22 protein-coding genes and 1 tRNA gene are annotated in these 25,554 nt (G+C 70.1%); 11 read left to right on the forward strand and 12 right to left on the reverse strand.

Annotated elements, in window-relative coordinates; genetic code table 11:
* Positions 1 to 110 precede the first annotated feature (110 nt).
* On the forward strand, positions 111 to 2,564 hold the full coding sequence (locus L0984_RS28085) for a DUF3772 domain-containing protein (RefSeq protein WP_234197702.1): 2,454 nt from the start codon (positions 111 to 113) through the stop codon (positions 2,562 to 2,564).
* A gap of 85 nt (positions 2,565 to 2,649) precedes the next feature.
* On the opposite strand, the gene L0984_RS28090 is transcribed toward L0984_RS28085, so the two are convergent.
* The 6 genes from L0984_RS28090 to L0984_RS28115 form a co-directional block, all read right to left on the reverse strand.
* Positions 2,650 to 3,618: a Bug family tripartite tricarboxylate transporter substrate binding protein gene (locus L0984_RS28090; RefSeq protein WP_234197703.1), complete on the reverse strand. Its 969-nt coding sequence runs from the start codon at positions 3,616 to 3,618 to the stop codon at positions 2,650 to 2,652.
* Between the two features lie 89 nt (positions 3,619 to 3,707).
* Entirely contained in the window at positions 3,708 to 6,023 is a 2,316-nt protein-coding gene (locus L0984_RS28095; protein WP_234197704.1) for an arylsulfatase, read from the reverse strand.
* 78 nt (positions 6,024 to 6,101) lie between these two features.
* Complete coding sequence (locus L0984_RS28100) at positions 6,102 to 7,775, reverse strand: GMC family oxidoreductase (RefSeq protein WP_234197705.1); 1,674 nt, start codon at positions 7,773 to 7,775, stop codon at positions 6,102 to 6,104.
* Positions 7,776 to 7,862: 87 nt separating this feature from the next.
* Entirely contained in the window at positions 7,863 to 9,776 is a 1,914-nt protein-coding gene (locus L0984_RS28105) for an alkyl/aryl-sulfatase (protein WP_234197706.1), read from the reverse strand.
* On the reverse strand, positions 9,773 to 10,462 hold the full coding sequence (locus L0984_RS28110) for a TetR/AcrR family transcriptional regulator (protein WP_234197707.1): 690 nt from the start codon (positions 10,460 to 10,462) through the stop codon (positions 9,773 to 9,775). The genes L0984_RS28105 and L0984_RS28110 overlap by 4 nt, the downstream gene beginning before the upstream one ends.
* Positions 10,463 to 10,557: 95 nt before the next feature.
* Entirely contained in the window at positions 10,558 to 10,833 is a 276-nt protein-coding gene (locus L0984_RS28115) for a hypothetical protein (RefSeq protein ID WP_234197708.1), read from the reverse strand.
* Positions 10,834 to 10,925: 92 nt separating this feature from the next.
* On the opposite strand from L0984_RS28115, the gene hemA reads away from it, so the two are divergent.
* From hemA to L0984_RS28145, 6 genes are all read left to right on the forward strand, one after another.
* On the forward strand, positions 10,926 to 12,212 hold the full coding sequence (gene hemA, locus L0984_RS28120) for a glutamyl-tRNA reductase (protein WP_076511518.1): 1,287 nt from the start codon (positions 10,926 to 10,928) through the stop codon (positions 12,210 to 12,212).
* 105 nt (positions 12,213 to 12,317) lie between these two features.
* Positions 12,318 to 13,403 (forward strand): peptide chain release factor 1, encoded by a 1,086-nt coding sequence (gene prfA / locus L0984_RS28125; RefSeq protein ID WP_234197709.1) that lies wholly within the window; start codon positions 12,318 to 12,320, stop codon positions 13,401 to 13,403.
* Positions 13,400 to 14,317: a peptide chain release factor N(5)-glutamine methyltransferase gene (prmC, locus tag L0984_RS28130; protein ID WP_234197710.1), complete on the forward strand. Its 918-nt coding sequence runs from the start codon at positions 13,400 to 13,402 to the stop codon at positions 14,315 to 14,317. The genes prfA and prmC overlap by 4 nt, the downstream gene beginning before the upstream one ends.
* 38 nt (positions 14,318 to 14,355) lie before the next feature.
* Positions 14,356 to 14,679, forward strand: coding sequence for a Grx4 family monothiol glutaredoxin (gene grxD / locus L0984_RS28135; protein ID WP_017761179.1), 324 nt, complete (start codon positions 14,356 to 14,358; stop codon positions 14,677 to 14,679).
* A 228-nt stretch (positions 14,680 to 14,907) separates the two neighbouring features.
* Positions 14,908 to 15,906: an AAA family ATPase gene (locus L0984_RS28140; RefSeq protein ID WP_017761180.1), complete on the forward strand. Its 999-nt coding sequence runs from the start codon at positions 14,908 to 14,910 to the stop codon at positions 15,904 to 15,906.
* A 97-nt stretch (positions 15,907 to 16,003) separates the two neighbouring features.
* On the forward strand, positions 16,004 to 17,329 hold the full coding sequence (locus L0984_RS28145; RefSeq protein ID WP_234197711.1) for a hemolysin family protein: 1,326 nt from the start codon (positions 16,004 to 16,006) through the stop codon (positions 17,327 to 17,329).
* Between the two features lie 58 nt (positions 17,330 to 17,387).
* On the opposite strand, the gene L0984_RS28150 is transcribed toward L0984_RS28145, so the two are convergent.
* On the reverse strand, positions 17,388 to 18,056 hold the full coding sequence (locus L0984_RS28150) for a lytic transglycosylase domain-containing protein (protein ID WP_370646220.1): 669 nt from the start codon (positions 18,054 to 18,056) through the stop codon (positions 17,388 to 17,390).
* 98 nt (positions 18,057 to 18,154) lie between these two features.
* Positions 18,155 to 19,897, reverse strand: a complete 1,743-nt coding sequence (locus tag L0984_RS28155) for a proline--tRNA ligase (RefSeq protein WP_234197712.1) — start codon at positions 19,895 to 19,897, stop codon at positions 18,155 to 18,157.
* 141 nt (positions 19,898 to 20,038) lie between these two features.
* On the opposite strand from L0984_RS28155, the gene L0984_RS28160 reads away from it, so the two are divergent.
* Complete coding sequence (locus L0984_RS28160) at positions 20,039 to 20,704, forward strand: RNA pyrophosphohydrolase (RefSeq protein WP_017761184.1); 666 nt, start codon at positions 20,039 to 20,041, stop codon at positions 20,702 to 20,704.
* Positions 20,705 to 20,717: 13 nt separating this feature from the next.
* The gene (locus L0984_RS28165) at positions 20,718 to 21,218 is read left to right on the forward strand and encodes a CNP1-like family protein (RefSeq protein ID WP_234197713.1); all 501 of its coding nucleotides are present in this window, start codon (positions 20,718 to 20,720) and stop codon (positions 21,216 to 21,218) included.
* Positions 21,219 to 21,319: 101 nt separating this feature from the next.
* Here L0984_RS28165 and proB read toward each other — a convergent pair whose 3' ends face one another.
* From proB to rplU, 4 genes are all read right to left on the reverse strand, one after another.
* Positions 21,320 to 22,453 (reverse strand): glutamate 5-kinase, encoded by a 1,134-nt coding sequence (proB, locus tag L0984_RS28170; RefSeq protein WP_234197714.1) that lies wholly within the window; start codon positions 22,451 to 22,453, stop codon positions 21,320 to 21,322.
* A gap of 54 nt (positions 22,454 to 22,507) precedes the next feature.
* Entirely contained in the window at positions 22,508 to 23,575 is a 1,068-nt protein-coding gene (cgtA, locus tag L0984_RS28175; RefSeq protein WP_234197715.1) for an Obg family GTPase CgtA, read from the reverse strand.
* 88 nt (positions 23,576 to 23,663) lie between these two features.
* On the reverse strand, positions 23,664 to 23,921 hold the full coding sequence (gene rpmA / locus L0984_RS28180) for a 50S ribosomal protein L27 (RefSeq protein WP_017761188.1): 258 nt from the start codon (positions 23,919 to 23,921) through the stop codon (positions 23,664 to 23,666).
* 18 nt (positions 23,922 to 23,939) lie between these two features.
* Positions 23,940 to 24,251, reverse strand: a complete 312-nt coding sequence (rplU, locus tag L0984_RS28185; RefSeq protein ID WP_017761189.1) for a 50S ribosomal protein L21 — start codon at positions 24,249 to 24,251, stop codon at positions 23,940 to 23,942.
* A gap of 236 nt (positions 24,252 to 24,487) precedes the next feature.
* Between rplU and L0984_RS28190 the strand changes: the two genes are divergently transcribed.
* Entirely contained in the window at positions 24,488 to 25,417 is a 930-nt protein-coding gene (locus tag L0984_RS28190; protein WP_234197716.1) for a polyprenyl synthetase family protein, read from the forward strand.
* Positions 25,418 to 25,442: 25 nt separating this feature from the next.
* A tRNA-Pro gene (locus tag L0984_RS28195) sits at positions 25,443 to 25,519 on the forward strand.
* Positions 25,520 to 25,554: the final 35 nt, after the last annotated feature.

Consider the following 25,554-nt stretch of genomic DNA (forward strand, 5'->3'; position numbering starts at 1 on the left):
CGCCGATGTGCGCCTGAAGGGTCTCGGCCCCGGGCGCGTTGACCCGCGACGGCCCTGCTGCCAGCGCCGGCCGACAGGTCCCACCGCAAGCTCTGCCTATGATCCAGCGAATGCGCCGGACTCCGCGTCTTCTCTTTCTCTTCGCCCTCTGGCTGGCCCTGTGGACGGGCCTGCCCGACCTGCCCACCGCCTGGGGCCAGCCCACCTCCAGCGCATCGACCACGGCCGCGCAGACCGATGCGCTGGCCGACATCACCACGCTGCGTGCCCAGCTCACGGCCCTGCCCAAGTCGGCCGAGACGAGCGAAGAGGCCCGCCTGCTGGTGCGGCAGGTCGACGCCATCGGCACCGCCGCACAGAAGCTGATCGACCTGCGCACGGGCCAGCTCAACGACCTGAACGCCCGGCTGGGCGAGCTGGGCCCGGCCCCCGCCGCCGGCACGACCGAAGACCCCGACATCACGCGCCAGCGCGCCACGCTCACACGCGAGCGCAATGGCGTCGACGCCGACATCCGCCTGGCGCGACTGGTGGTGGTCGACGCCCAGCAGCGCGCCACCGAGTTGCTGAACAAGCGCCGCCAGGACTTCGAGGCCCGCCTGACCGAACGCACCGCCTCGCCGCTGTCGCCCGTCTTCTGGCAGGCCATCGCCGACGCCTGGCCCGACGACCGCGACCGGCTGGCGCCCCTGCTGGACGAGTTGCGCGCCGCTGCATCGGCGGCCCTGTCGCCCGCCCACCGTGGCGTGGTGCTGGGCGCGCTGCTGCTGGCGCTGGGGGTGATCACGCTGGGCAACATGCTGGCCGAGCGCGGCCTGGTGGCGCTGGCGCAGCGCATCCTGCCCGGCGGCCGTCTGCGGCGTTCGCTGCTGGTGATCGCCGTGGTGCTCGTCAACATGCTGCTGGTGGCGCTGGCCCTGCACGGCTTCCGCGCACTGCTCGAAGACCAGCAGCTGCTCGGCGAGGCGGCGCGGGAGATGGTGAAGGAGCTGATCGGCGTCGCGCTCTTCATGACCTTCGTGCTGAGCCTGGGCCGCGCCCTGCTGGCGAACGCGCGCCGCTCGTGGCGGTTGCCGCCCATCGCGGACGCCATGGCGCTGCGGCTGCGGCCCTTTCCGCTGCTGGTCGCCATCGTCGGCGCACTGGTGTGGATACCGGCGCAGGTGAATGCGCTGGTGGAGGCCAGCTATGCGGCCCTGCAGGCGACGCAGGCGGCCACCGCCGCGGCCCTGACCCTGCTGGTGGCCTTGCTGCTGTTCCGGCTGCGGCCGGCCGCGACGGGCGGCGCCGCTGGCGCGGCGCAGACCGCCGCCCCCGACGCGGCCCGCCCGGCCGATGCCGGTGATGGCACCTCCGCCACCCAGACGATCCGTCCGGTATGGGTCGGCCTGCTGCGCGGCCTGGTCGGCGTGGTGCTGCTGGCCGTGGTGGCGCTGCTCGTCAGCGGCTACGTGGCGCTGGCCAGCCTGGTGGCCAGCCAGCTGATCTGGACCGGCATCGTGGGTTGCGCCTTCTATGTGCTGTTCAAGTTCGTCGACGACCTGTGCATGGCGCTGCTCGCGGCGCGCAGCGCCACCGGACAGCGGCTGGCGGCCAGCTTCGGCCTGCAGCCCACACGGCTGGACCAGGCCGCGGTGCTGCTGTCGGGCGTGCTGCGGCTGGCGCTCTTCTTCTACCTCGTCATCACGCTCATGGCACCGCTGGGCACGGGGCCGGAAGAGGTGGTACAGCGCTCCGGCCAGTTCGGCAGCGGCCTGCAGGTGGGCGAGTTCCAGTTCGTGCCCGCGGCCCTGTTCAGCGCGCTGGCGGTGCTGGTGGCGGGCTTCATCGCGCTGCGGGTGCTGCGCGTCTGGCTGGACACCCGCTACTTCCCGGCATCGGGCTTGGAGCCCGGCATGCGCAGCTCGCTCACCACGCTGCTGGGCTATGCGGGTGGCGTGCTGGTGGTGGCGATGGCGCTGTCGGCGCTGGGCATCGGCATCAACCGCATCGCCTGGATCGCCAGTGCGCTGTCGGTGGGCATCGGCTTCGGCCTGCAGGCCATCGTGCAGAACTTCATCTCGGGCCTGATCCTGCTGGCCGAGCGGCCGGTGAAGGTGGGCGACTGGGTGGTGCTGGGCACCACCGAGGGCGACGTGCGGCGCATCAACGTGCGCGCCACCGAGATCCAGCTGGCCGACCGCTCCACGGTGATCGTGCCCAACTCGGAATTCATCACCAAGACCGTGCGCAACATGACGCTGGCCAATGCCGAGGGCCGCGTGCTGATCCGCCTGCCGATGCCGCTGGCCAGCGATGCCCGCCGTGTGCGCGAGCTGATGCTGGCGGCCTGCGCGGCGCATCCGTCCATCCTGCCCACGCCAGCGCCCTCGGTGTCTCTGGAAGGCATCGAGAACGGCATGCTGATCTTCCAGGCCATCGCCTACGTCAACAGCCCGCGCGTGGCGGGCGGGGTGAAGAGCGACCTGCTCTTCACCATGCTGGAGGACTTCAAGCTGGCCGGCCTGCCGCTGGTCACGCCCGTGGTGGCGGCGACGCCGCCGGCGCCCGCGCCGCTGGCCTGAGTGGCCGCAGACCACCGGCCCCGCAGCCAGCCGCCGTCGATCGCGCGGGTGCCCGGCAGGCAAGGACGCGCCGCAGGCGTCCCGCTCACTCGGGCCGGTAGTCCATCATCCGGATCGTCTCGCCGAAGCGCTGCCAGTCCGACTTGACCAGCTGCGCGAACTCGGCCGGCGACGCGCCGCCCGGCATGAAGCCCACGTTGAGGTAGAGGTCGCGCATCTGCGGCGCGGCGATGGCGCGGGCGATTTCCTGCTGCAGGTGCGTGACCGCCTCGGCGGGCGTGCCGCGGGGCGCGAAGACACCGATCCAGCCGTCCAGCTCCACGCTGGGATTGCCCAGCTCGCGGATGGTCGGCACCTCCGGGAAGGCCGGCAGCCGCTTGGGCCCCAGGTAGGCCATGGCCTTGAGTCGGCCGCTCTTGATCAGTTGCCCGACCGAGCCAGCGGCCGGGCCCCAACCGAGCGCCACCTGCCCGCCCGCCAGGTCGCGCACCTGATCGCCCGAGGCCTTGTAGTGCACGGCCACCATGTCCACCCCCAGCGACTTGGCCAGCAGCACGCCGCCGAAATGGGAGATGGTGCCGGGGCTGTAGGTGCCGTAGCTCACGCTGCCCTTGGGCTGCGCCTGCAGCCATTTCGCCAGGCCCGCGAAGTCGTTGGCCGGCATCGACGGACCGGTCAGCAGCAGCAGGCTGCCGCGCCCCATGTCCGTCACCGGAATCAGGTCGGTGAGCGGGTTGTAGGGCCAGCTCGGGTAGGCCTGCGGATTGATGACCACGCCCGCCTGCACGGTGACGAGCAGCGTGTTGCCGTCCGGCGGGCTGGTGGCGACCACCTGCCCACCGATGCGGCCCTGGGCGCCGGCGCGGTTCTCCACCAGCACCGGGCGGCCGAGGCTCTGGCCCAGGCGGTCGGCCAGAGGCCGCAACAGCGCGTCCATGCCGCCGCCGGGCTGGTCGGTGGTGACGATGCGCAGGGGCGTCTGCGCGCGCGCCGCCACGGGCGCGAGGGCAGGCAGGGCCGCCAGGCCGGCGGCAAGCAGTTCTCGGCGTTGCATGGTTGTCTCCTCTGGTTGTGTGTCGGTGTCGTCGTGTCGTCGTGTCGTCGTGTCGTCGGGATGGCGGCGATGGCATGCGGCGCGCTGCACTACTGCCGGGCCATCTCCACCAGCGCCAGCAGCTCGGGATCGAGGCGCTGCAGCGGGTCGAGCTGGTACTCGACGCGGAACAGCCGGGCACCCTGCAGCACGAACGGTGCCGGGTAGTGCGACACCGGGCTGCCACGGTCCAGCCCGATGTCCAGGCCCGAGAAGGACACCTGGCTGTTGAAGCCCAGCATGCGCGTGTCCAGCCGGCCCACCGGCTCGCCGTCCATCAGCAGCGTGGCCGTGCGGGTGGAGGGCATGATGGTCATGCCGATCACCGGCAGCCGCACACGCACCCAGGGGCCGAGGCGCATCTGCAGGCCCAGCACATGGTGACCCGGGACGAAGGGCCGCTCCGAGACGATGAGGTGGTGGCGCCCGCCCACGTTCATGTCGTGCACCAGGTGGCCGTTCTTGAGGTACAGGCTGTAGCCGCAGGTGGCGTCGCCATGCGCCACCAGCACGCCCCGCGCATCGGCACGGTCGATGCGGACGTAGGCCTCGATGCGGTAGTCGCGGCTGCGCACGTCGGGTGCCACGTCGTTGGGCAGGTGGCCCATGCCGGCATGGAGCACGAAGTGGGTGCGCGGGCCGTGCACGCGCCGGCCGTTCTCGGCAAAGCGCGGCGCGAAACGGTCGTCCAGCGGCAGCACCTGGTTGGCCTCGGCCTCGCGCCACCACAGGGCCTTCAGCGCTTCGAGGCGCTCGGGATGGACCGCCGCCAGGTCGCGCGTCTCCGAGAAGTCCTCGTCCAGGTGGTAGAGCTCCCACACGTCGGCCTCGAAGGGCGTGTTGACGGCATGCCAGGCCACGGCCTTCCAGCCCTCGTGCCACAGGCCCCGGTGGCCGAACATCTCGAAGTACTGCGGGCCCCGCTGCCCGGCAGCGGCCGTGTCGCGCAGGCAGGCGGCGAAGCTCTGGCCGGTCATGGGCTGCGCGGCCACGCCCTCCACCTGCGTGGGCGGCGCCAGCTTCAGCAGATCGAGCACCGTGGGCGCCAGGTCGCTCACGTGGCAGAAGCCCTTCCACAGCGCGCCGTCGCCCGCGATGCCGCGCGGCCAGGAGACGACCAACGGATCGCGGATGCCGCCGCCATGCGTGTTCTGCTTGTAGCGCTTGAGCGGCGTGTTGGCCGTCATCGCCCAGCCGTAGGGAAAGTTGCTGTGCGTGTCGAGCCCGCCGATGTCGTCGATGCGCGCCAGCTTGGTCTGCAGCGTCTCCTGCAGCAGGTTGAAGGGGCCCATGGCATTGACCATGCCGAGCGGGCCGCCTTCCTGGCTGGCGCCGTTGTCGGAGAGCACGAGGATCAGCGTGTCCTCGCGCAGGCCCGCTTCCTCCAGGAAGGCGACCAGCCGCGCCAGGTGCTGGTCGGCATGGTCGAGCATCGCGGCATAGGCCGCCTGCAGGCGGGTGAACAGGCGCTGCTGCTCGGGCGGAAGGTCGCCCCAGGCCTCGACGCCGGGGTTGCGCTCGGGCAGCTGCGTGCCGGGCGGCACCACGCCCATGGCGATCTGCCGCGCCAGGCGGCGGGCGCGCTCCTCGTCCCAGCCGTGGGCGAAGCGCTGGTCGTAGTGGGCGATGAGTTCGGCCGGCGCCTGGTGCGGCGCGTGGCAGGCGCCCAGCGCCAGGAAGGTGAACCACGGCTGGCGCGGCCGGTCGGCCTGGTGGTCCGCGATCATGCGGATGGCCTGGGTCACCAGGTCTTCGGTCAGGTGGTAGCCGCTCTCGTAGGTGCCAGGCGCGGCGATGAGCGTGTTGTCCTGGACCAGCTCGGGGCTGTACTGGTCGGTCTCGGCATCGAGGAAGCCGTAGAAGCGGTCGAAGCCACGGCGCAGCGGCCAGCCGTCGTAGGGACCGCCGGGGCCGGTCTCGCTGACCGGCGTGACATGCCACTTGCCGACCATGTAGTTGTTGTAGCCGTGCGGGCGCAGCATCTCGGCCAGCGTGGGCGCGTCGCGTGCGATCTTGCCGCGGTAGCCCGGGTAGCCCGAGTCGAAGTTGGCCAGGCAGCCCATGCCCACCGCATGGTGGTTGCGGCCGGTGAGCAGCGAGGCCCGCGTGGTCGAGCACATGGCGGTGGTGTGGAAGCCGGTGCAGCGCACGCCCTGCTGCGCCAGCGCGTCGATGGTGGGCGTGGCGATGTCCGAGCCGTAGCAGCCGAAGTCGGAGAAGCCGACGTCGTCGAACAGCACCACGAGCACATTGGGCGTGCCGGGCGCGGGGCGGGCGGGTTCGGGCCACCAGGGGCGCGACTCGGCCAGGGTGCGGCCGGCATGGCCCTGGTAGGCGGGGGCTTCGGGCGGTTGGGCGGCGGGCATGGCGGGCTCCTGGGTTTCGGTGCCGGGGGCGGGAGGGCGGGACGCGGCGAGCGGGTGTGACTGGAGGCGGCGTGCGACCTACACGGCGGCGAGGGTGGCGGTCTCCGCCGCAGGCGTCGGGGCGGGCGCCGCGGCAGGGCAGGACCGGCCGCGGATCAGGTCGGCCGCCTTCTCCGCCAGCATGTAGGTCGGCGCATTGGTGTTGCCGCCGATCAGCCGCGGCATGACCGACGCGTCGACCACGCGCAGCCCGTCCAGGCCGTGCACGCGAAGTTCAGGATCGGTGACGGCCTGCTCGTCCTGCCCCATGCGGCAGGTGCCGACGGGGTGGTAGATGGTGTCGGCCGTGGCGCGGATGTAGGCCTCCACGCCCATGCGATCGGCCGGGTCCGGCTCGTCGCGGCCGGGAATGCCCCGCACGTCGGCGAAGGCCGGCGCCGCCAGGATGCGGCGGCAGATGCGGTAGGCCTCGACCATGGCCGCCATGTCCTGCGGATCGGAGAGGAAAGCCGGGTCGATGCGCGGCGCCGCATGCGGGTCGGCGCTGTGCAGGCCCACGGTGCCGCGCGAGGCCGGCCGCAGCACGCAGGCATGCAGGCCGTAGCCGTGGCCGGGCATCTGGCGACGGCCATGGTCCTGCACCTGGGCGCGCGAGAAGTGAAGGCCGATGTCGGGCCTCGCCAGGCCCGGCCGGCTGCACAGGAAGGCGCCAGCCTCGTTGAAGTTGGTGGAAAAGCAGCCCTCGCGGTCGCGACGCCAGCGGCCCCAGTGCCGGAAGAGCGACACCAGACCCTGCGGCGTGCGGCCGAAGAGTTCCAGGTCGAACCAGCGCCGCGACAGCACGCAGTCCAGGTGGTCCTGCAGGTTGCGGCCCACGCCCGGCAACGCATGGCGCACCGCGATGCCCTGCGCCTGCAGTGCGTCGGCCGGGCCGATGCCCGAGAGCATCAACAGCTGCGGGCTGCCGAAGGCGCCCGCGCACAGCAGGGTCTCGGCGCGCGCGGTCAGGCGGCGATGCTGGCCGTCGACCGAGACGTCCACGCCGGTCACGCGCCGGCCCTCCATGCGCAGGCCCAGCGCATGGGCGCCGGTGATCACGCGCAGGTTCGGCCGGTTGCGCGCCGGTGCCAGGTAGGCCCGCTGCGCATTCCAGCGCTCGCCGCCGTTCTGCGTGACCTGGAACCAGCCCACGCCCTCCTGGCGCTCGCCATTGAAGTCGGGGTTGAGCGCGTAGCCGCATTGCACGCCCGCATCCAGGAAGCGCTGGTTGAAGGCAGCGGGCGAGCGGATGTCGGAGACCTTGAGCGGCCCGTCCGTCGCGTGCAGCGCCGAGGCGGGCAGCGACGTGTTGCCCTCGCTGCGCAGGAAGTAGGGCAGCACCTCCTGCCAGCTCCAGCCGGTGCAGCCCAGCGCCGCCCATTCGTCGTAGTCCGCGGGATGGCCGCGCACGTAGATCATGGCGTTGATCGACGAGCTGCCGCCCAGCACCCTGCCGCGCGGCTGGTAGCCGCGGCGGCCGCCCAGGCCGGGCTGCGGCTCGGTCTCGAAGGCCCAGTTCATGCGTCGTGTGGGCACGGTGCCGATCAGGCCCATGGGCACGGTCACCCAGCCGCTGGCGTCGCTGCCGCCGGCTTCGAGCAACGCGACGGTGACCCGCGGGTCCTCGCTGAGCCGGCCCGCCAGCGTGCAGCCGGCGGTGCCGCCGCCGACGATGACGTAGTCGAAGTGCTCTTCCTTGTTGTTCTCGGGCATGGCGCGTCTCCTGAACGCTGGGAGGAATCGGAGTCGGGGCGCGGGCCGGCCGCCGCACGTTGCGCGGCGACCTCGCGCGTACGGACGTCAGTCGGGCCAGCGGGCCGCGTCGACCACCGGGAAGCTGCCGCTGAAGTTGTCGAGCAGGCCGAAGAAGCGCGGCAGCAGGCTGGCGTCGCCGCGCAGTTGAGCCTCGCCGGCGCCTACCAGCTCCGGCAGCGTCTGCTGGCGCGCCAGCAGGGCATTGAGGGCGCGGCGCGGCAGCGTCAGGTGCACGTCGCAGGGCGCCTCGGCCGAGGGCACGCGGATCGGGCTCAGCGCGCCGTTGGACAGCTCCAGCCGCCAGTGCTCGCCGCTGTCGACCAGGTGCAGGCCCACCACGCAGGCCAGCTCGCCGGCACGCGGTGCGTTCAGCCGCACGGCCAGCGCGTCGAAGAGCAGGCCGTTGCCCAGCGCTGCCAGCATGGCGCTGCCGCCGGGCACGGCCGGCGCTGCGGGTGGGCCCTCGCGGTATTCGCGCGCGCCCAGCAGGAAGGCATTGCGCCAGGTGGCGGATTCGGCGGCGAAGCCCATCTGCTCCAGCGCCTCGGCGGCCAGCGCGCGGGCCCCGGCATGGTCCGGATGCGCATAGACGGCATGCTTCATGACCTCGGCCACCCAGCGGTAGTCGCCACGATCCAGGTCTTCGCGCGCCCGCTCGACCAGCGCGTCGATGCCGCCCATGTAGCGCACGTAGCGTTCGGCGGCCGCCACGGGCGGATGCGCATGCAGGTTGGCCGGATGGGCGTCGTACCAGGACAGGTAGTGCTGGTAGATGGCCTTCACGTTGTGCGAGACCGTGCCGTAGAAGCCGCGCGCATGCCAGCGCCGCGCCAGCGGGCCCGGCATGGTCAGGCCTTCGGCGATCTCGGCCGACTTGAGGCCGTGGCTCATCAGCCGCACCGTCTGGTCGTGCAGCCAGCGGTACAGGTCGCGCTGCTCGCGCAGGAAGCCCTGCACCCGGTCCTGGCCCCAGGTGGGCCAGTGGTGCTGGGCCAGCGCCACGTCGCTGCGGTCGCCCCAGCGCTGCAGCGCCTCGTGCAGGTATTTGGACCAGGCGAGCGAGTCGCGCACCTTGGCGCCGCGCAGCGGGCAGAGGTTGTGCAGCGTGCGCGTGGCGTTCTCGGCCAGGTTGAGGGCGCGCTCGCCCGGAAAGTAGAAATGCATCTCGGCCGGCGCCTCGGTGTCGGGCGCCAGCTGGAACTCGATGGCCACGCCGTCGATGGTGTGAGCCTCGACGTCCTGCACGATCTCCCAGGTGGGCGCGATCAGCGAGGGACGGCCGCGCGGCAGGCTCTTGCCCAGGCCGGCGTCCACCTGGCCGTCGGCGCCCACCGGCAGCGTGTGGCCGAACTGGAACTGCGCCCGCCGCGCCATGGCGACGCCGCCGATCACGTTCTCGGCCACCGCGTGGTGCATGAAGCCCACCGGCGCGATCACCTGCACACGGCCGGCGTCCACGTCCTTCTGCGAGACAAGGCCGGCGACGCCGCCGAAATGGTCGCTGTGGCTGTGGCTGTAGATCACCGTGTGCAGCGGCCGTCGGCCCTCGGGGTCGCGCAGGCGGCGGTACAGGCGCAGCGCGGCGGCGGCGGTCTCGGGCACGGTGAGGGCGTCGAGGGCGATCAGGCCCTCGTCGCCCTCGATGAAGGTGATGTTGGCCAGGTCGTAGCCGCGCACCTGGAAGATGCGCGGCGTGACCTGGAAGAGGCCGTGGATGCGGTTGAGCCGCGCCTGGCGCCAGAGCGCCGGGTTGACGGTGGGCGCGGGCGTCTCGTCGTCGAGGAAGGCGTAGGGACGCAGGCTCCAGACCGGCGCGCCGGAGACGCCGGCCACCTCGGCCTCGTCGTCGCTGCCGAGAAAGCCACGCCGGGCGTCGTCGAAGTCCTCGCCGTCCTCCGGCGGCGCACCGGCCGCGGCCAGGCGCTGGAGGTCGAGGGTGGGGCCGTAGGCGGTCTTCATGGCTGGTTGTCCTTGTGCACGGGCACGATGCCCAGGTAGGCGCCGAGCGCCTCGGCGGTCTGCGTGACCAGGGCGTCGTCTCCCAGCCGCACCGGGCCGGGGTCGGTCAGCACGGCGCTGACCAGCAGCCCGTGCAGCATCTGGTGGGCGAAGCCCAGGCGCGCGGCGGCGGCCTCGCCCTGCCATTGCGGCCAGCGCGCCATGGCCGCCGCCAGCCGTCCGCGCGTGACCAGCCGCAGTTGCGCCAGCGGATGCGCCGTGTTGGCGTCGCGCGGCTGCTGCTGGGTCTGCCCCAGCGCCGCGGCATAGAGCCCGCGGTGCAGCCGGAAGGAATGGACCATCAGCCCGACCCAGGCCTGGAGGAACTGGGCCGGCGTCTCGCCCTCGCGCTCCGGCGCGGCGTGGAAGGCGTCGAGCCGCTGTTGCAGCACCTCTGCCAGCAACTGCTGCAGCACGGCGAAGTAGGCCTCCTTGTTGTGGAAGCGCGTGTAGAAGGTGCCGACCGAGCAGCCGATGGCCTGGGCGATGTCGCTGACCGTCACCTCGGACCAGCGGCGGCTGGCCGTCAGCTGCAGCCCGGCTTCGATCAGCGCCTGCTGGCGTTCCTGGCCGCGCGGACGCTTGGGCGTGACGGCATGCTGCGCCGGCAGCGTGCCGGCGGCTTTCTGAACAAGTTCTTCCCGCATCGACTCAACATGAACATGAATTCATATTCATGTTATGGATCGAACGAGGCCCCGAAAAGCTCGGGCTTACCCGCAGGAAAGGGAGCGAGACGGGATCAGCGCCCGCCGCGCAGAAGCGCCCACTGCACAGTCCCGGCGACCACCACGAGTGCCGCATAGGTGGCCACGCGCCCGTCGTGGCCCGTCAGCACCAGACCGCCGAGCAGCGTCGCGACGCCAGCGCCCGTGGTGACGGCCACCTGCTTCCACAGCGGCACGCGCACCGAGCGTGCGCGTTGCAGCACGCGCAGGCCCAGGGCCAGCCACCCCGCCACGACCACGGCAGGCGCCACAAAATTCAGCAGGTGATCGAGAAACTGGAGGGGGGACATGCGTCGCGGATCGACCGGCACATGACTGCAATAGGAGGATTTGCTGCAGTGCAGGGCGCCGAAGAGGGGCGCAAATTTTATAATGCGCAGTTATGGCAGTCTGGGCACTCGGCTTGAACCACACGACCGCGCCGCTCGACCTGCGCGGCCGCTTCGCGTTTGCCGTCGACCAGATCGCGCCCACCCTGCAGAGTCTGCGCAGCGCCGTGGGCCTGCGCGGCCATCCGCCAGTGGAGGCCGCCATCCTCTCCACCTGCAACCGCACCGAGATCTACTGCGCTGCCGACCGGCCCGCACTGGAGCACACGGTCGACTGGCTGGCCGGCAGCGGCGGCGTCTCGCCGGCCCTGCTTCGCTCCCACACCTACACGCTCACCGACGGCCAGGCCGCGCGCCATGCCTTCCGCGTGGCCAGCGGCCTCGACTCCATGGTGCTCGGCGAGGCCCAGATCCTGGGCCAGATGAAGGACGCCATCCGCGCCGCCGAAACGGCCGGCGCGCTGGGCACCACGCTCAACCAGCTGTTCCAGCGCTCCTTCGCCGTCGCCAAGGAAGTGCGCACCTCCACCGAGATCGGCGCCCATTCCATCAGCATGGCCGCCGCCGCCGTTCGGCTGGCCGGCCAGCTTTTCGAGGACCTGCGCGAGACCCGCGTGCTCTTCGTCGGCGCGGGCGAAATGATCGACCTCGCCGCCACACATTTCGCCGCGCGCCAGCCCGCCAGCATCGTCATCGCCAACCGCACGCTCGAGCGTGGTGAGAAGCTCGCCAGCCGCCTGGGCGGCGAGGCCATGCGCCTGGCCGACCTGCCCGGCCGCCTGGCCGAGTTCGACATCGTGGTCAGCTGCACCGCCAGCACCCTGCCGCTGATCGGCCTGGGTGCCGTGGAGCGGGCGCTCAAGGTGCGCAAGCACCGGCCCATGTTCATGGTCGACCTGGCGGTGCCGCGCGACATCGAGCCCGAGGTCAAGGCGTTGGAAGACGTCTACCTGTACACCGTGGACGACCTCGCCCACGTGGTGCGCCAGGGCGAGGCCAGCCGCCAGGCCGCCGTCGCCCAGGCGGAGGCCATCATCGACGCCGGGGTGCAGAACTTCCTGCACTGGATGGACCAGCGCAGCAGCGTGCCGCTCATCCAGCAGCTGCAGGCCCAGGCCGATGCCTGGCGTGCGGCCGAACTGGCTCGCGCCCGCCGGCAGCTCGCCCGGGGCGACGACGTCGAGGCGGTGCTGGAGGCCCTGTCGCGCGGCCTCACGCAGAAGATGCTGCACGGCGCCCTGGCCGAACTGCATGCCGGCGACGCCACGCACCGCGAGCAGACGGCGCAGACGGTGAGCCGGCTCTTCCTGCGCAACGGCGACCCGCGCCGGGACAACTAGCGACGCCCGCTCGCCGCGGCCTCTGCGCGAGGCCGCTCCCTTCCGCCGCGCAGCCACTTTGCGCCGCCCGGGCTCCACGGCCCTGCTTCCCCTTCCGCTTCGCCCGTGAAAGACTTCCTCCGCCACCAACTCGAACGCTTTGCCCAGCGCCTGGAAGAGCTGGACTTCCTGCTCTCCCGCGAGGACATCATGGCCGACATGGCGCAGTACCGCGCCATCTCGCGCGAGCATGCCGAGGTCACGGCCATCGCCGGCCGCTGGGCGCGCTACCGCCAGCGCGAGGCCGACCTGGACAGCGCCCGCGGCATGCTGGACGACCCCGACATGGCCGAGATGGCGCAGGAGGAAATCGCCGCCGCCACGGCCGAGCTGCAGCAGCTGGCGGACGAACTCCAGCGCCTGCTGCTGCCCAAGGACCCGGACGACGCCCGCAACGCCTTTCTCGAAATCCGCGCCGGCACCGGCGGCGACGAATCGGCCCTGTTCGCGGGCGACCTGGCGCGCATGTACACCCGCCACGCGGCCAGCCAGGGCTGGAAGCTGGAGATCATGAGCGCCAGCGAGAGCGAGATCGGCGGCTACAAGGAAGTGGTGCTGCGCGTCGAGGCCGACGGCGCCTACGGCCGGCTGCGCTTCGAGTCGGGCGGCCACCGCGTGCAGCGCGTGCCCGCCACCGAGACCCAGGGGCGCATCCACACCAGCGCCTGCACCGTGGCCGTGATGCCGGAGCCCGACGAGGCGCAGGCCATCACCCTCAACCCGGCCGACCTGCGCATCGACACCTTCCGCGCCAGCGGTGCCGGCGGGCAGCACATCAACAAGACCGACTCGGCCGTGCGCGTGGTGCACCTGCCCACCGGCCTGGTCGCCGAATGCCAGGACGGCCGCAGCCAGCACAGCAACAAGGCCAAGGCGCTGCAGGTGCTGCAGGCCCGACTGCAGGAGAAGGAGCGCAGCGAGCGCGCCGCCAAGGAGGCCGCGCTGCGCAAGGGCCTGATCGGCAGCGGCGACCGCAGCGACCGCATCCGCACCTACAACTTCCCGCAGGGCCGGCTCACCGACCACCGCATCAACCTCACGCTCTACAAGCTGGGTGCCGTGATGGAAGGCGACCTGGGCGAGGTGCTCGACGCGCTGCAGGCCGCGCGCGAGGCCGAGCAGTTGGCGGAGCTGGAGGCGAGCCAGGCATGAGCGGGCGTCCGGCTGTCTTGGATGGCTCTCGCGCCCCCGGCGACGCCCCTTCCGATTCCTCCTTCTTCGCGGACGCTGCGCCGTCCAGCATCGCCGCCGCCCTCCAGGCCGGCCTGCGCGCGGGCCTGGACCGGCTCGACGCCCAGTTGCTGCTGCTCTTCGCCCTCGGCCGCGCGCCGCACGACCGGGCCTGGCTGCTCACGCACGACACGGACGCGCTCGCTGCCGAAGACTGGTCGCGCATCGCCGCCCTCTTCCAGCGGCGCCTGGCCGGCGAGCCCGCCGCGTACCTGCTCGGCGAGAAGGAATTCCACGGCCTGGACCTGCGAGTCGACGCCCGCGTGCTGGTGCCGCGGCCGGACACCGAGACGCTGGTCGACTGGGCCCTGGCCTGCCTGCAGGGCCGCAGCGCGCCGCGCGTGATCGACCTGGGCACCGGCAGCGGCGCCATCGCCCTGGCCGTGCAACGCGCCCGGCCCGACGCGCGGGTCGAGGCGGTCGATGCCAGCGCCGACGCCCTGGCGGTGGCGGCAGCGAATGCCCAGCGCCTGGGCCTGCCTGTCGCATTCCACCTGGCCTCCTGGCTCGAAGGCGCGCCCCGGGCCGCCTACGACCTGATCGTCAGCAACCCGCCCTACATCGCCGAAGGCGACCCGCACCTGCCCGGCTTGCGCCACGAGCCCCGCGCCGCTCTGGTCGCCGGCACCGAGGGCCTGGACGACCTGCGGCAGATCGTGCGCGACGCGCCCGCACACCTGGCCGCGGGCGGCTGGCTGCTGCTGGAACATGGTTACGACCAGGCTGCCGCCGTGCGGCAGTTGCTCGCCGACGCGGGTTTCGCCGACATCCAGCACCGCCAGGACCTGTCCGGCATTGCCCGGTGCACCGGCGGAACCTGGGCCCCGGTGAAATAATCCACCTCCTTACCACCCCACCACCCACAGGAAACCCCATGAGCGACGTTCAGCAACGCATCGACGGCATCGTGAAGTCGAGTGATGTCGTGCTCTTCATGAAGGGCAACGCGAGCTTTCCCATGTGCGGCTTCTCCGGCCGCGCCGTCCAGATCCTGAAGGCCTGCGGCGTCGACACCAAGGCGCTGACCACGGTCAACGTGCTGGACGACGCCGAGATCCGCCAAGGCATCAAGGAATACAGCAACTGGCCCACCATCCCCCAGCTCTACGTCAAGGGCGAATTCGTGGGCGGCTCGGACATCATGATGGAGATGTACGAGTCCGGCGAACTGCAGCAGATGCTGACCCAGGCCGCCTGAGGGCAGCCCTTCTTGCCTCTCTGACGGGCGCCTCGGCGCCCCGATCGGCCCGCCTTGCGCGGGCCTTTTTTCATGGCGCGCGCCCCGCCCTTCGGACACTGCCTCCCCTCCTGTAGTCGCCAAGCCACATCGCCTGTCGGCCCCTGCGGCCCGCGTGCAAGCAACGCGGGCACGTCTTATGCTGTGTCGCACCAGGTGTTGTTGATGTTCGATACGGAGGTGTTCCCGATGGATTCCCGCAGTCTCGTTCCCACCAGCGCAGGCTTCCAGCTGCCCGTGGCGCAACTGCGCAGCGTCTACGAGACGCACGAGGTCGAGCGCCGGCTCGCCAAGCTGCCCGAGCGCGATCACGAGACCTTGCGCAGCACCTACACCCGCATGCTCGAGCGCGGACCCGAGCGCTTCCAGGTCAAGCCCAGCGGCGTGCCCGACATGGCCGCCCTCTACGAGCAGCTCCCCAATTTCACCGACGCGCTGGACGACGTGCGCCGCCACGTCGCCCTGGCCCAGGACAGTCGCGACGGCCTGGAAGTGACGCCCATGCTGCTGCTGGGCCCGCCCGGCATCGGCAAGACCCATTTCGCGCGCAAGCTGGCGGAGCTGCTGGGCACCGGCATGCAGCTGGTGCCGATGAGCTCGATGACGGCCGGATGGCTGCTCTCCGGCGCCTCCTCGCAATGGAAGGGCGCCAAGCCCGGCAAGGTGTTCGAGGCACTGGTGGATGGCCAGTACGCCAACCCGGTGATCGTGGTGGACGAGATCGACAAGGCCAGTGCCGACGCGCAGTACGACCCGCTCGGCGCGCTCTATGGCCTGCTGGAGCACGACACCGCGCACCATTTCGTCGACGAATTCGCCGAGGTGGCCATCGACGCCAGCCAGGTCATCTGGATCACCACCGCCAACGACGAGCGCAGCGTGCCCGAGCCCATCCTCAACCGGATGAACGTGTTCGAGATCGAGGCGCCCTCGGCGGAGCAGGCGCGGCGCATCGCCCGCAACCTGTACCTGTCGATCCGCGCCGAGCACGACTGGGGCCGGCACCTGGCGGCCGAGCCGGCGGACGATGTGCTCGACGTCCTGGCCAGCCTTGCTCCGCGCGAGATGCGCCGCGCGCTGATGACCGGCTTCGGCAATGCCCGACTGGCCCGGCGCGAGCAGATGCAGGTGGACGACCTGCCGCGCGGCGCCGCCGGCCAGCGGCCGCGCATGGGCTTCGTGCAGTAGCTTCGACCCGGCCCCGCTGCCGGGCCAGGGGCCGGGAACCATCGGCGCGGCGCCGGCAGGACGCTATCCTCAGGCCGGCGCCACTTCCTGCCTGCCGATGACCCTGACCCAAAGCCTGCTCCTGATCGCGCTGCTGATTGCCGTCAGCGCCTTCTTCTCCGTCGCCGAGATCTCGCTGGCCGCCGCCCGCCGGCTGCGCCTGCGCCAGCTGGCCGACGACGGCGACGCGCGCGCGCAGGAGGTGATCGCGCTGCAGGAGCAGCCGGGCCACTACTTCACCGTGGTGCAGATCGGCCTGAACGCCATCGCCATCCTGGGCGGCGTGGTCGGCGAAGGGGCGCTCACGCCCTACTTCGCCCGCCTCTTCGAGCTGGCACTGGACGGAGAAAACGCCCAGCGCGCCGCCTTCACGGCCTCCTTCATCACCATCATCGCGGCCTTCCTGGTCTTCGCCGACCTGTTCCCCAAGCGGCTGGGCATGAGCGAGCCGGAGCGCATGGCCATGCGCATCGCGCGCCCCATGCGCTGGCTGATCACGCTGCTGGGGCCGCTCACCTGGCTGTTCACCCGCATGACGGATGGCCTGTTCAAGCTGCTGGGCCTGCCGATGGTGCGCGAGGACAAGATCACCCTGGCCGACATCCTGGCCATGTCCGAGGCCGGCACCCGCGCCGGCGTGCTCGCGGCGCAGGAGCACCAGGTGATCGCCAACGTGTTCGAGCTGGACGTGCGCATGGTCAACAGCGTGATGACGCCGCGCGAGCGCATCGCCTGGCTGCACCGCGACGATCCCGAGTCGGTGCTGCGCGCGCGCATCGTGGCCGAGCCCTATTCCGCCTATCCGGTCTGCGAAGGCGACATCGACCATGTGCTGGGCTATGTCGACGCCAAGGACATGTTCCAGCGCGTGCTGGGTGGCCAGCCCCTGTCCTTCGACCAGGGCCTGCCGATCCACAAGGCGCTGGTCATTCCCGACCGGCTGACGCTGACCGAGGTGCTGGAGCAGTTCCGCTCCGCCCACGAGGACTTCGCCATCGTGGTCAACGAATACAGCCTGGTGGTGGGCGTCATCACGCTCAACGACGTGATGAGCACGGTCATGGGCGATCTGGTGCCGGCCTCCACCGACGAGCAGCAGATCGTGCAGCGCGACGAGCATTCCTGGCTGATCGACGGCGTCACGCCCATCCAGGACGTGCAGCGCGCCCTGGGCATCGACGAGATGCCGCACGAGGACGAATACGAGACGCTGGCCGGCTTCCTGATGGTGATGCTGCGCCGCGTGCCGCGCCGCACCGATAGCGTGAGCTGGGCCGGCTTCACCTTCGAGGTGATGGACGTGGACAGCCACCGCATCGACCAGGTGATGGTCACCCGCGGCGGACCGGCCGCAGCGCAGCCCGATCCTGCGGTGCGCCACTGAAGGGCGCAGCGTCGGCGGCCCTCCGGCGACGGTCTGGGCGGCGGCCGGCGCCGGCCAGTCATTCGCCTGCGCCGCCCGGGGTGTGACGAGGATCGAAGTTCCAGTTGCGCTGGTTGGCGAAGACGGCGTCCGGGTACGGCGCGCGGCCGCGGCTGCCGTTGTATCGACCCAGCGCCATGAACAGGTCGCCGCGCTCACGGTCCAGATAGTGACGCAGGATCACGCAGCCGAAGCGCAGGTTGGTCTGCATGTGGAACAGCACCGAGGGATCGCCGTTGCCGATGGTCCGCACCCAGAAGGGCATCACCTGCATGTAGCCCCGCGCACCGGCGCTCGACACCGCGTGCTTGCGGAAGTTGCTCTCGACCTGGATCAGGCCCAGCACCAGGCTCACGTCCAGGCCGGCGCGGCGACTCTCGTACCAGATGGTCTGCAGAAGCTCCTTGCGGGTCTGCCAATCGGACACCTTGCGCCGCAGCCGGTCACCCATGGTGCCGAGCCAGCGCAGGTAGTGCAGGCGGCTGGCGAAGTCGTCGAACTCCGGAACCGGCGGGGCGTTGTTGAGGATGGCCGAACTCAGCGCGGTGCGCACTGCATCGGCCAGCGGCTCCTCGATCTGGGCGCCGGCGTGGGCGGTGGAAGGCAGCCACAGCGGGCCGCCGAGTCCAGCCCAGGACGCCACCTGCACCGCGCGGCCCAGGAAGCCACGGCGCCCGGCCTGGGACACAGGCGCCGTCGCCTCGGCCACCGCAGCCGTGCCCGCAGTTGCAGCAGGGCCGAGCGGCCCGCCGGCCTGCGCATCGGCGAAGGCCAGGCGCTGCTGCGTCACACCGCCAGGCGGCCCTTCAGGAAGGCCGCCGCCTCTGCTGCAGGCACCTTGGTCGCCGCCGTATCGCGGCGGTGCTGGTATTCGAACTGGCCCTCCTTCAGGCCGCGGTCGGAGATGACCAGGCGGTGCGGCACGCCGATCAGTTCCCAGTCGGCGAACATGGCGCCGGGGCGCTCGTTGCGGTCGTCCAGCAGCACGTCCACCCCGTCGGCCAGCAGTTGGTCATACAGGGCCTCTGCAGCCGCCTTGACCTCGGCGCTGCGGTCCATGCCGATGGGGCACAGCACCACCGTGAAGGGCGCCAGCGCGTCGGGCCAGATGATCCCGCGCTCGTCGTGGTTCTGCTCGATGGCGGCCGCCGGCAGGCGGGTGATGCCGATGCCGTAGCAGCCCATCTCCAGCGGACGCGGCTTGCCGTCTTCTTCGAGGAAGGTGGCGTTCATGGCCTGGCTGTACTTGGTGCCCAGGTAGAAGACATGGCCCACCTCGATGCCGCGCTCGATGGCCAGCACGCCCTTGCCGTCGGGCGACGGGTCGCCGGCCACGACGTTGCGCAGGTCGGCCACCAGGTCGGGCTCGGGCAGGTCGCGGCCCCAGTTGACCCCGGTGATGTGGAAGTCGGGCTCGTTGGCGCCGCAGATCCAGTCGGCCATCAGCGCCACCTCGCGGTCGGCCACCACCTTGACCGGCTGCTTCATGTGGAGCGGGCCCAGGTAGCCGGGCTTGCAGCCGAAGTGGGCCTCGATCTCGCCCACGGTGGCGAATCGGAATCCGGCCAAGCCGGGCAGCTTGCCGACCTTGACCTCGTTCATGTCGTGGTCGCCGCGCAGCAGCAGCAGCCAGACCTGGGTGGCCTTGATGGCGCCCGCGTCGTCGAGCAAATCGGTGGCCAGCACCAGCGACTTCACGGTGGTCGAAAGCGGTACGCCGAGCAACGCCGCCACGTCCTCGCAGGTGGACTTGCCGGGCGTCGGCGTCTTGGTCATCTGCTGCGTCGCGGCGCCGCGCGGGCCGGTGGGCGCCAGCGCCTCGGCCTTCTCCATGTTGGCGGCGTAGTCGCTGTCGGGGCAGTAGACGATGGCGTCCTCGCCCGTGGCGGCGATGACCTGGAATTCCTCGCTCAGGTCGCCGCCGATGGCGCCGCTGTCTGCCGCCACGGCGCGGTAGCGCAGGCCGAAGCGGTCGAAGATCCGACGGTAGGCCTGGGCCATCACCTGGTAGCTCGCCTTGGCCGCGTCTGGGCTGCGGTCGAAGCTGTAGGCGTCCTTCATGATGAACTCACGGCCACGCATCAGGCCGAAGCGCGGACGGCGCTCATCGCGGAACTTGGTCTGGATCTGGTAGAAGTTCTTGGGCAGCTGCTTGTAGCTGCGGATCTCCTGCCGTGCGATGTCCGTCACCACCTCTTCGCTGGTGGGCTGGATGACGAAGTCGCGCTCGTGCCGGTCCTTGATGCGCAGCAGCTCGGGGCCCATCTTGTCGAAGCGGCCCGTCTCCTGCCAGAGCTCGGCGGGCTGCACCACCGGCATGGTCATCTCGACGGCACCGGCGCGGTTCATTTCCTCGCGCACGATGGCCTCCACCTTGCGGATCACGCGCAGACCCATGGGCATGTACGTGTAGATGCCCGCGCCGAGCTTCTTGATCATGCCGGCACGGGTCATGAGCCGGTGGCTGGCCACTTCGGCGTCGGCCGGGGCCTCCTTGAGTGTGGACACCAGGAAACGGGATGCTTTCATCGACTGCAGGGCAAGAAGCTGGAGGAAGGAAGGCGGCGTGCCGCACGCGGCGCGGGGCCGGGAACTGGGCGGGCCGGCGTCAAGCCCCGGCCAGCATCGATCTATGCATAATCGAACCAGTTCAAAAATTGGGGTTTGATTATGCTTGACCGGGACGGCTTCAGGCCCAACGTCGGCATCATCCTGCTCAACCAGAAAAACCAGGTGTTCTGGGGCAAGCGCATCCGCACCCACTCCTGGCAGTTTCCTCAAGGCGGGATTGATCGGGGCGAGACACCCGAGCAGGCCATGTACCGCGAGCTCCACGAAGAGGTCGGCCTGATGCCCGACCACGTGCGCATCGTGGCCCGCACCCGCGACTGGTTGCGCTACGAGGTGCCCGACCGCTACATCCGCCGCGACGCCCGCGGCCATTACAAGGGCCAGAAGCAGATCTGGTATCTGCTGCAACTTGTGGGGCACGACTGGGATCTCAACCTGCGTGCCACCGACCATCCCGAGTTCGACGCCTGGCGCTGGCATGACTACTGGGTCCCGCTGGACGTGGTGGTCGAGTTCAAGCGTGGCGTCTACGAGATGGCGTTGACCGAGCTGGCCCGCTTCCTGCCGCGGCCCGACATGCGCAACCGCTTCCTGCGCGGCAGCATGCGAGGCCGCGAGGCCGATCATCGCGATCGGCCACCGCACGGGCCCGCTGCCGCTGCGCCCACCTTCGAATTGCCGCCGGGGGCGTCCTTCGACCCCGACCCCAACAGTGCCTCCGATCATGCCTCGCATCCCGACAGCCCGACACCCGCAAGTCCCTAGCGCCTGGGGGCGCTTGACGGCAGCGGCGAAGTTCACGCACCTGCTCGCCACGGCGGCCTTGGTGGCGGGCACCGCGCATGCGCAGCTGGTCGACAACCCGGATTGGCAGGAATCGGCAGTCCCGCCTCCGCCCGCCTACGACGTCAAGCGTGCGCTGCAGATCGAGATGCCGGCGTACATGACGCTCAAGTTCGGCATCGACCCCAAGACCATCGTGATCACGCCGGATGGCGTCGTTCGCTACGTGGTGCTGGGTTGGCGCGAGGGCGGCGGCACCGTCAATGCCTTCTACGAAGGCGTGCGCTGCGCCACGGCGGAATACAAGACCTACGCACGATCGGCCGATGGCGCGTGGCGATTGGTCGACAACCCCGACTGGAAGCGGATCGACGACCGCAATTCGATCTACACGTACGAGTTGTCCCGGCAGGCGCTCTGCCGGGGACGCGCGCCGCGGGCGAGCGTGACGGACATGGTGCGCGAACTCAAGCGCCCGGAAATCCTGCTCAACTGAGCACCACAGGCCCGGGCCGGCCGGCAACCAAGCAGCGGTGCAACGCCGCATGCGGCCGGCGAATCACGCCGAACTGCAAGAGGGCCTTCGAGGCCCCACGCTCACATCAGGACGAGGTTGTCCCGGTGGATCATCTCGGGCTCGGCCGAATAGCCCAGCAGCCCTTCGATGTCCGTCGACGAGCGTCGGCAGAGTAGCCGCGCCTCGGCGGCTGCATAGTTCGCCAGGCCACGGGCCAGCTCGACACCGGCCGCATCGCGGATGGCAATGACGTCGCCACGCGAGAAGTCGCCGTCGACGGCCGTCATGCCGATGGGCAACAGGCTCTTGCCCTCGCCCCGGACCTTGCGCGCAGCACCCTCGTCCACGATCACCGCACCTCGCAATTGCAGGTGGTCGGCCATCCAGCGCTTGCGGGCCTGGTGCTTGGCGGTGTCGGCCACCAACAGCGTGCCGATGGCCTCACCGCGTGCCAGCCGCATGAGCGCATCGGGTTCCCGCCCCCAGGCGATGACCGTCGAGGCGCCCGATCCGGCCGCCCGCTTGGCCGCCAGTATCTTGGTCAGCATGCCACCCCGGCCAATGCTGGAGCCCGCCCCGCCGGCCATCAGCTCCAGCGCGGGATCGCCAGCCCGGGCTTCATGCACGAAGGTGGCATCGGGGTTCTTGCGCGGATCGGCGGTGTAGAGGCCCTTCTGGTCGGTGAGGATGACCAGCGCGTCCGCATCCACGAGATTGGCGACCAGCGCCCCCAGCGTGTCGTTGTCACCGAACTTGATCTCGTCGTTGACGACGGTGTCGTTCTCGTTGATCACAGGCAGAACGCCCAGGCCAAGCAGGGTCAACAGGGTGGAGCGGGCATTGAGATAACGCTCGCGGTCCGCGAGGTCGGCATGCGTGAGCAGCACCTGCGCGCTGCGCAGGCCGTTCTCGCGCAGCTTGTTCTCGTACATGTGGGCCAGGCCCATCTGCCCCACGGCGGCGGCGGCCTGCAGTTCATGGACCTCCTTGGGCCGCACGGACCAGCCCAGGCGCTTCATGCCCTCGGCAATCGCGCCGCTCGACACCATGACCAGTTCTCGGCCATCACGGACCAGCGCGCCGAGCTGGCGCGACCATTCGCCGATCGCTTCCTCGTCCAGTCCCTTGCCTTCGTTCGTGACAAGGCTGGAGCCCACCTTCACCACGAGACGGCGCGCATCGCGCAGGACAGAGGACGAGAAGTTGCGGGTCATGGAGCGGAATCGTGCGGCGCCGGGCGCCGTGATGAGGGCGGGCGAAGGCGGTGGTCAGTCCTGGGGCGAAGCGAAGCGCGGATCGATGTATTCCGGCGGCTGCTCGGCCTTCTGCTGCGCCTTGACGTGCTGGTAGATGGCCTGCATCAGCGGCTCGCAGCCTTCTCGCGTGAGGGCGGAGATCTCGAAGACCGGTCCCTTGAAGCGCAGGCGTTTGACGAAGTCCTTGACGCGGGCGGCGCGCTCCTCGACCGGGATCATGTCCAGCTTGTTGAGCACCAGCCAGCGGGGCTTGTCGTGAAGGCCCTTGTCGTACTTTTTGAGCTCGCCCACGATGGCCTTGGCCTGGGCGACGGGGTCCACACCCTCGTCGAAGGGGGCCAGATCGACCACGTGCAGCAGCAGCCGGGTTCGCTGCAGATGTCGCAGGAAGAGGTGGCCCAGGCCCGCCCCTTCAGAGGCGCCTTCGATCAGCCCCGGCAGGTCGGCAATGACGAAGCTCTGTTCCGGCCCCAGGCGCACCACGCCCAGGTTGGGATGCAGCGTGGTGAAGGGATAGTCGGCAATGCGCGGGCGGGCATTGGAGACCGCACTGATCAGCGTCGACTTGCCGGCATTGGGCATGCCCAGCAGGCCCACGTCGGCCAGCACCTTGAGTTCGAGCTTGAGGCTCTTGCGCTCACCGGGCCAGCCGGGCGTCTTCTGCCGCGGCGCACGGTTGATGGACGACTTGAAGCGCAGGTTGCCGAAGCCGCCGTCCCCGCCCTTGGCGATGGTGACCGGCTCGCCGGGCACGAGCAGTTCGCACAGCACCTCGCCCGTCTCGGCATCGCTGATGATGGTGCCGACCGGCATGCGCAGCGTGACGTCGTCGCCCGCGGCGCCGAACATGTCGGAGCCCATGCCGTGCTGGCCGCGCTTGGCCTCGTGCCGGCGCGAAAAGCGGTAGTCGACCAGCGTGTTGAGGTTGGGATCGGCCACCGCGAAGACGTGGCCGCCGCGGCCGCCGTCGCCGCCGTCGGGGCCGCCGAATTCCTTGTACTTCTCATGGCGGAACGACACGCAGCCGTTGCCGCCATCGCCAGCGGCGATGTCGATGAAGGCTTCGTCGACGAACTTCATGAGGGCAGTTTACAAATGAGACGTGCCGGAGGCACATAAACGATGAAGCCCCGGCAAAGCGGGGCTTCACACGGGAGAGCGAGGTCGCTCAGACCGGGGTGATGTTCACGACGTGCTTGTTCAGCGCGCCGCGCATGCCGAACGAGACGCGGCCATCGACCAGCGCGAACAGGGTGTGGTCCTTGCCCACGCCCACGTTGTCACCGGCATGCAGGCGCGTGCCGCGCTGACGCACGATGATGGAACCGGCGCTGATCACTTGGCCGCCGAAGGCCTTCACGCCGAGCATCTTGGGCTTGGAATCGCGCCCGTTACGCGTAGAGCCGCCGCCTTTTTTCTGTGCCATGGTGTCCTGCTCCTGGGCTTAGCCGGCAATCGCACCGATCTGCAGCTCGGTGAACTGCTGGCGGTGGCCTTGACGCTTTTGATAATGCTTACGGCGACGCAGCTTGAAGATGCGCACCTTGTCATGCTTGCCGTGGGACAGCACCGTGGCCGTCACCGTGGCGCCGGACACCAGGGGCGTGCCGACCTTGATCGCGCTGCCGTCGCTGACGGCAAGCACTTGGTCGATCACGATTTCCTGGCCAACGTCCGCAGCAATCTGTTCTACCTTGATTTTCTCGCCGGGGGCAACGCGATACTGCTTGCCACCGGTTTTTATGACCGCGTACATGGGAAACCTCTTGTGAAAGATTCTCCGCGGCTCATTCCGCGAAGCTCTCCATGATAGCACGCGCAATGGCAAGATGCACGCCCCGGCAGCCCAGGGACGGGCCTGTCCATGGCCGCTCCCTATAATTCCGGCGCTCGAAAGACCGATCACCGCGCCTCGCGCCCCCTCTCTTGTCTTCCACCACAGCCAGCCCACCTCCGCCGACCCTTGCAGCGCTCGACCTCGTGGCCAGCGACATGACCGAGGTCGACCGGGTCATCGACGCCCGCCTGTCCACGGGCGTGCCCTTGGTGAGCCAAGTGTCGCGCTACATCATTGCCGCAGGTGGCAAGCGCCTGCGCCCGGTCCTGCTTCTGCTGATGAGCCGAGCGCTGGGCTACGAGGGAACGCAGCATTTCAACCTGGCAGCGGTCGTCGAGTTCATCCATACCGCGACGCTGCTGCACGACGATGTGGTGGACGAGTCCACCCTGCGCCGAGGCCGGCCCACCGCCAACGAGTCCTTCGGCAACGCAGCCAGCGTGCTCGTCGGCGACTTTCTTTATTCGCGCGCCTTCCAGATGATGCTGGACGCCCAGGACATGCGCGTGATGGACGTTCTGGCCGAAGCCACCAACGTCATTGCGGAAGGCGAGGTGCTGCAGCTCATGAACATGGGCGATGCGTCGCTGGACGAGCAGGCCTACCTGCAGGTCATCCGTTCCAAGACTGCCAAGCTGTTCGAGGCCAGCACCCGGCTGGCGGCGATCCTGTCCGGCGCCCCGCGCGATCTGGAAGAGGCGTGCGCCACCTACGGCCAAGCCCTCGGGACCGCATTCCAGGTGGTGGACGATGTGCTCGACTACGCGGGCGATGCCGCCGAGACGGGCAAGAACGTCGGCGACGATCTCCGGGAAGGCAAGGCCACGCTGCCACTCATCCTCGCCATGAAGCACGGCAACGCCGCGCAGGCCGCCGTCGTCCGCACGGCACTGGAGACAGGCGACGTCTCCCAACTCCCGCAGGTGGTCCAGATCGTGCGGGAAACCGGCGCATTGGAAGCCACCCGTGCCGCGGCCGCGCGCGAAGCCGAACGCGCAATTTCCGCGCTCGACGCGCTCCCGGCCAATACTTACTCGAAAGGTATGCTACAGTTAGCGGCTCAGCTTCTTGAGCGCCGAACCTGATCGGCACCCAAGCAAGATTGATCAGCGGGGTGTAGCTTAGCCTGGTAGAGCGCTACGTTCGGGACGTAGAGGCCGGAGGTTCGAATCCTCTCACCCCGACCAGATTCATCCTTGCCCCCCCCCGGGCAAGACACCAA

Source organism: Pseudacidovorax sp. NFM-22, assembly GCF_021401245.1.
Lineage (GTDB): Bacteria > Pseudomonadota > Gammaproteobacteria > Burkholderiales > Burkholderiaceae_C > Xenophilus.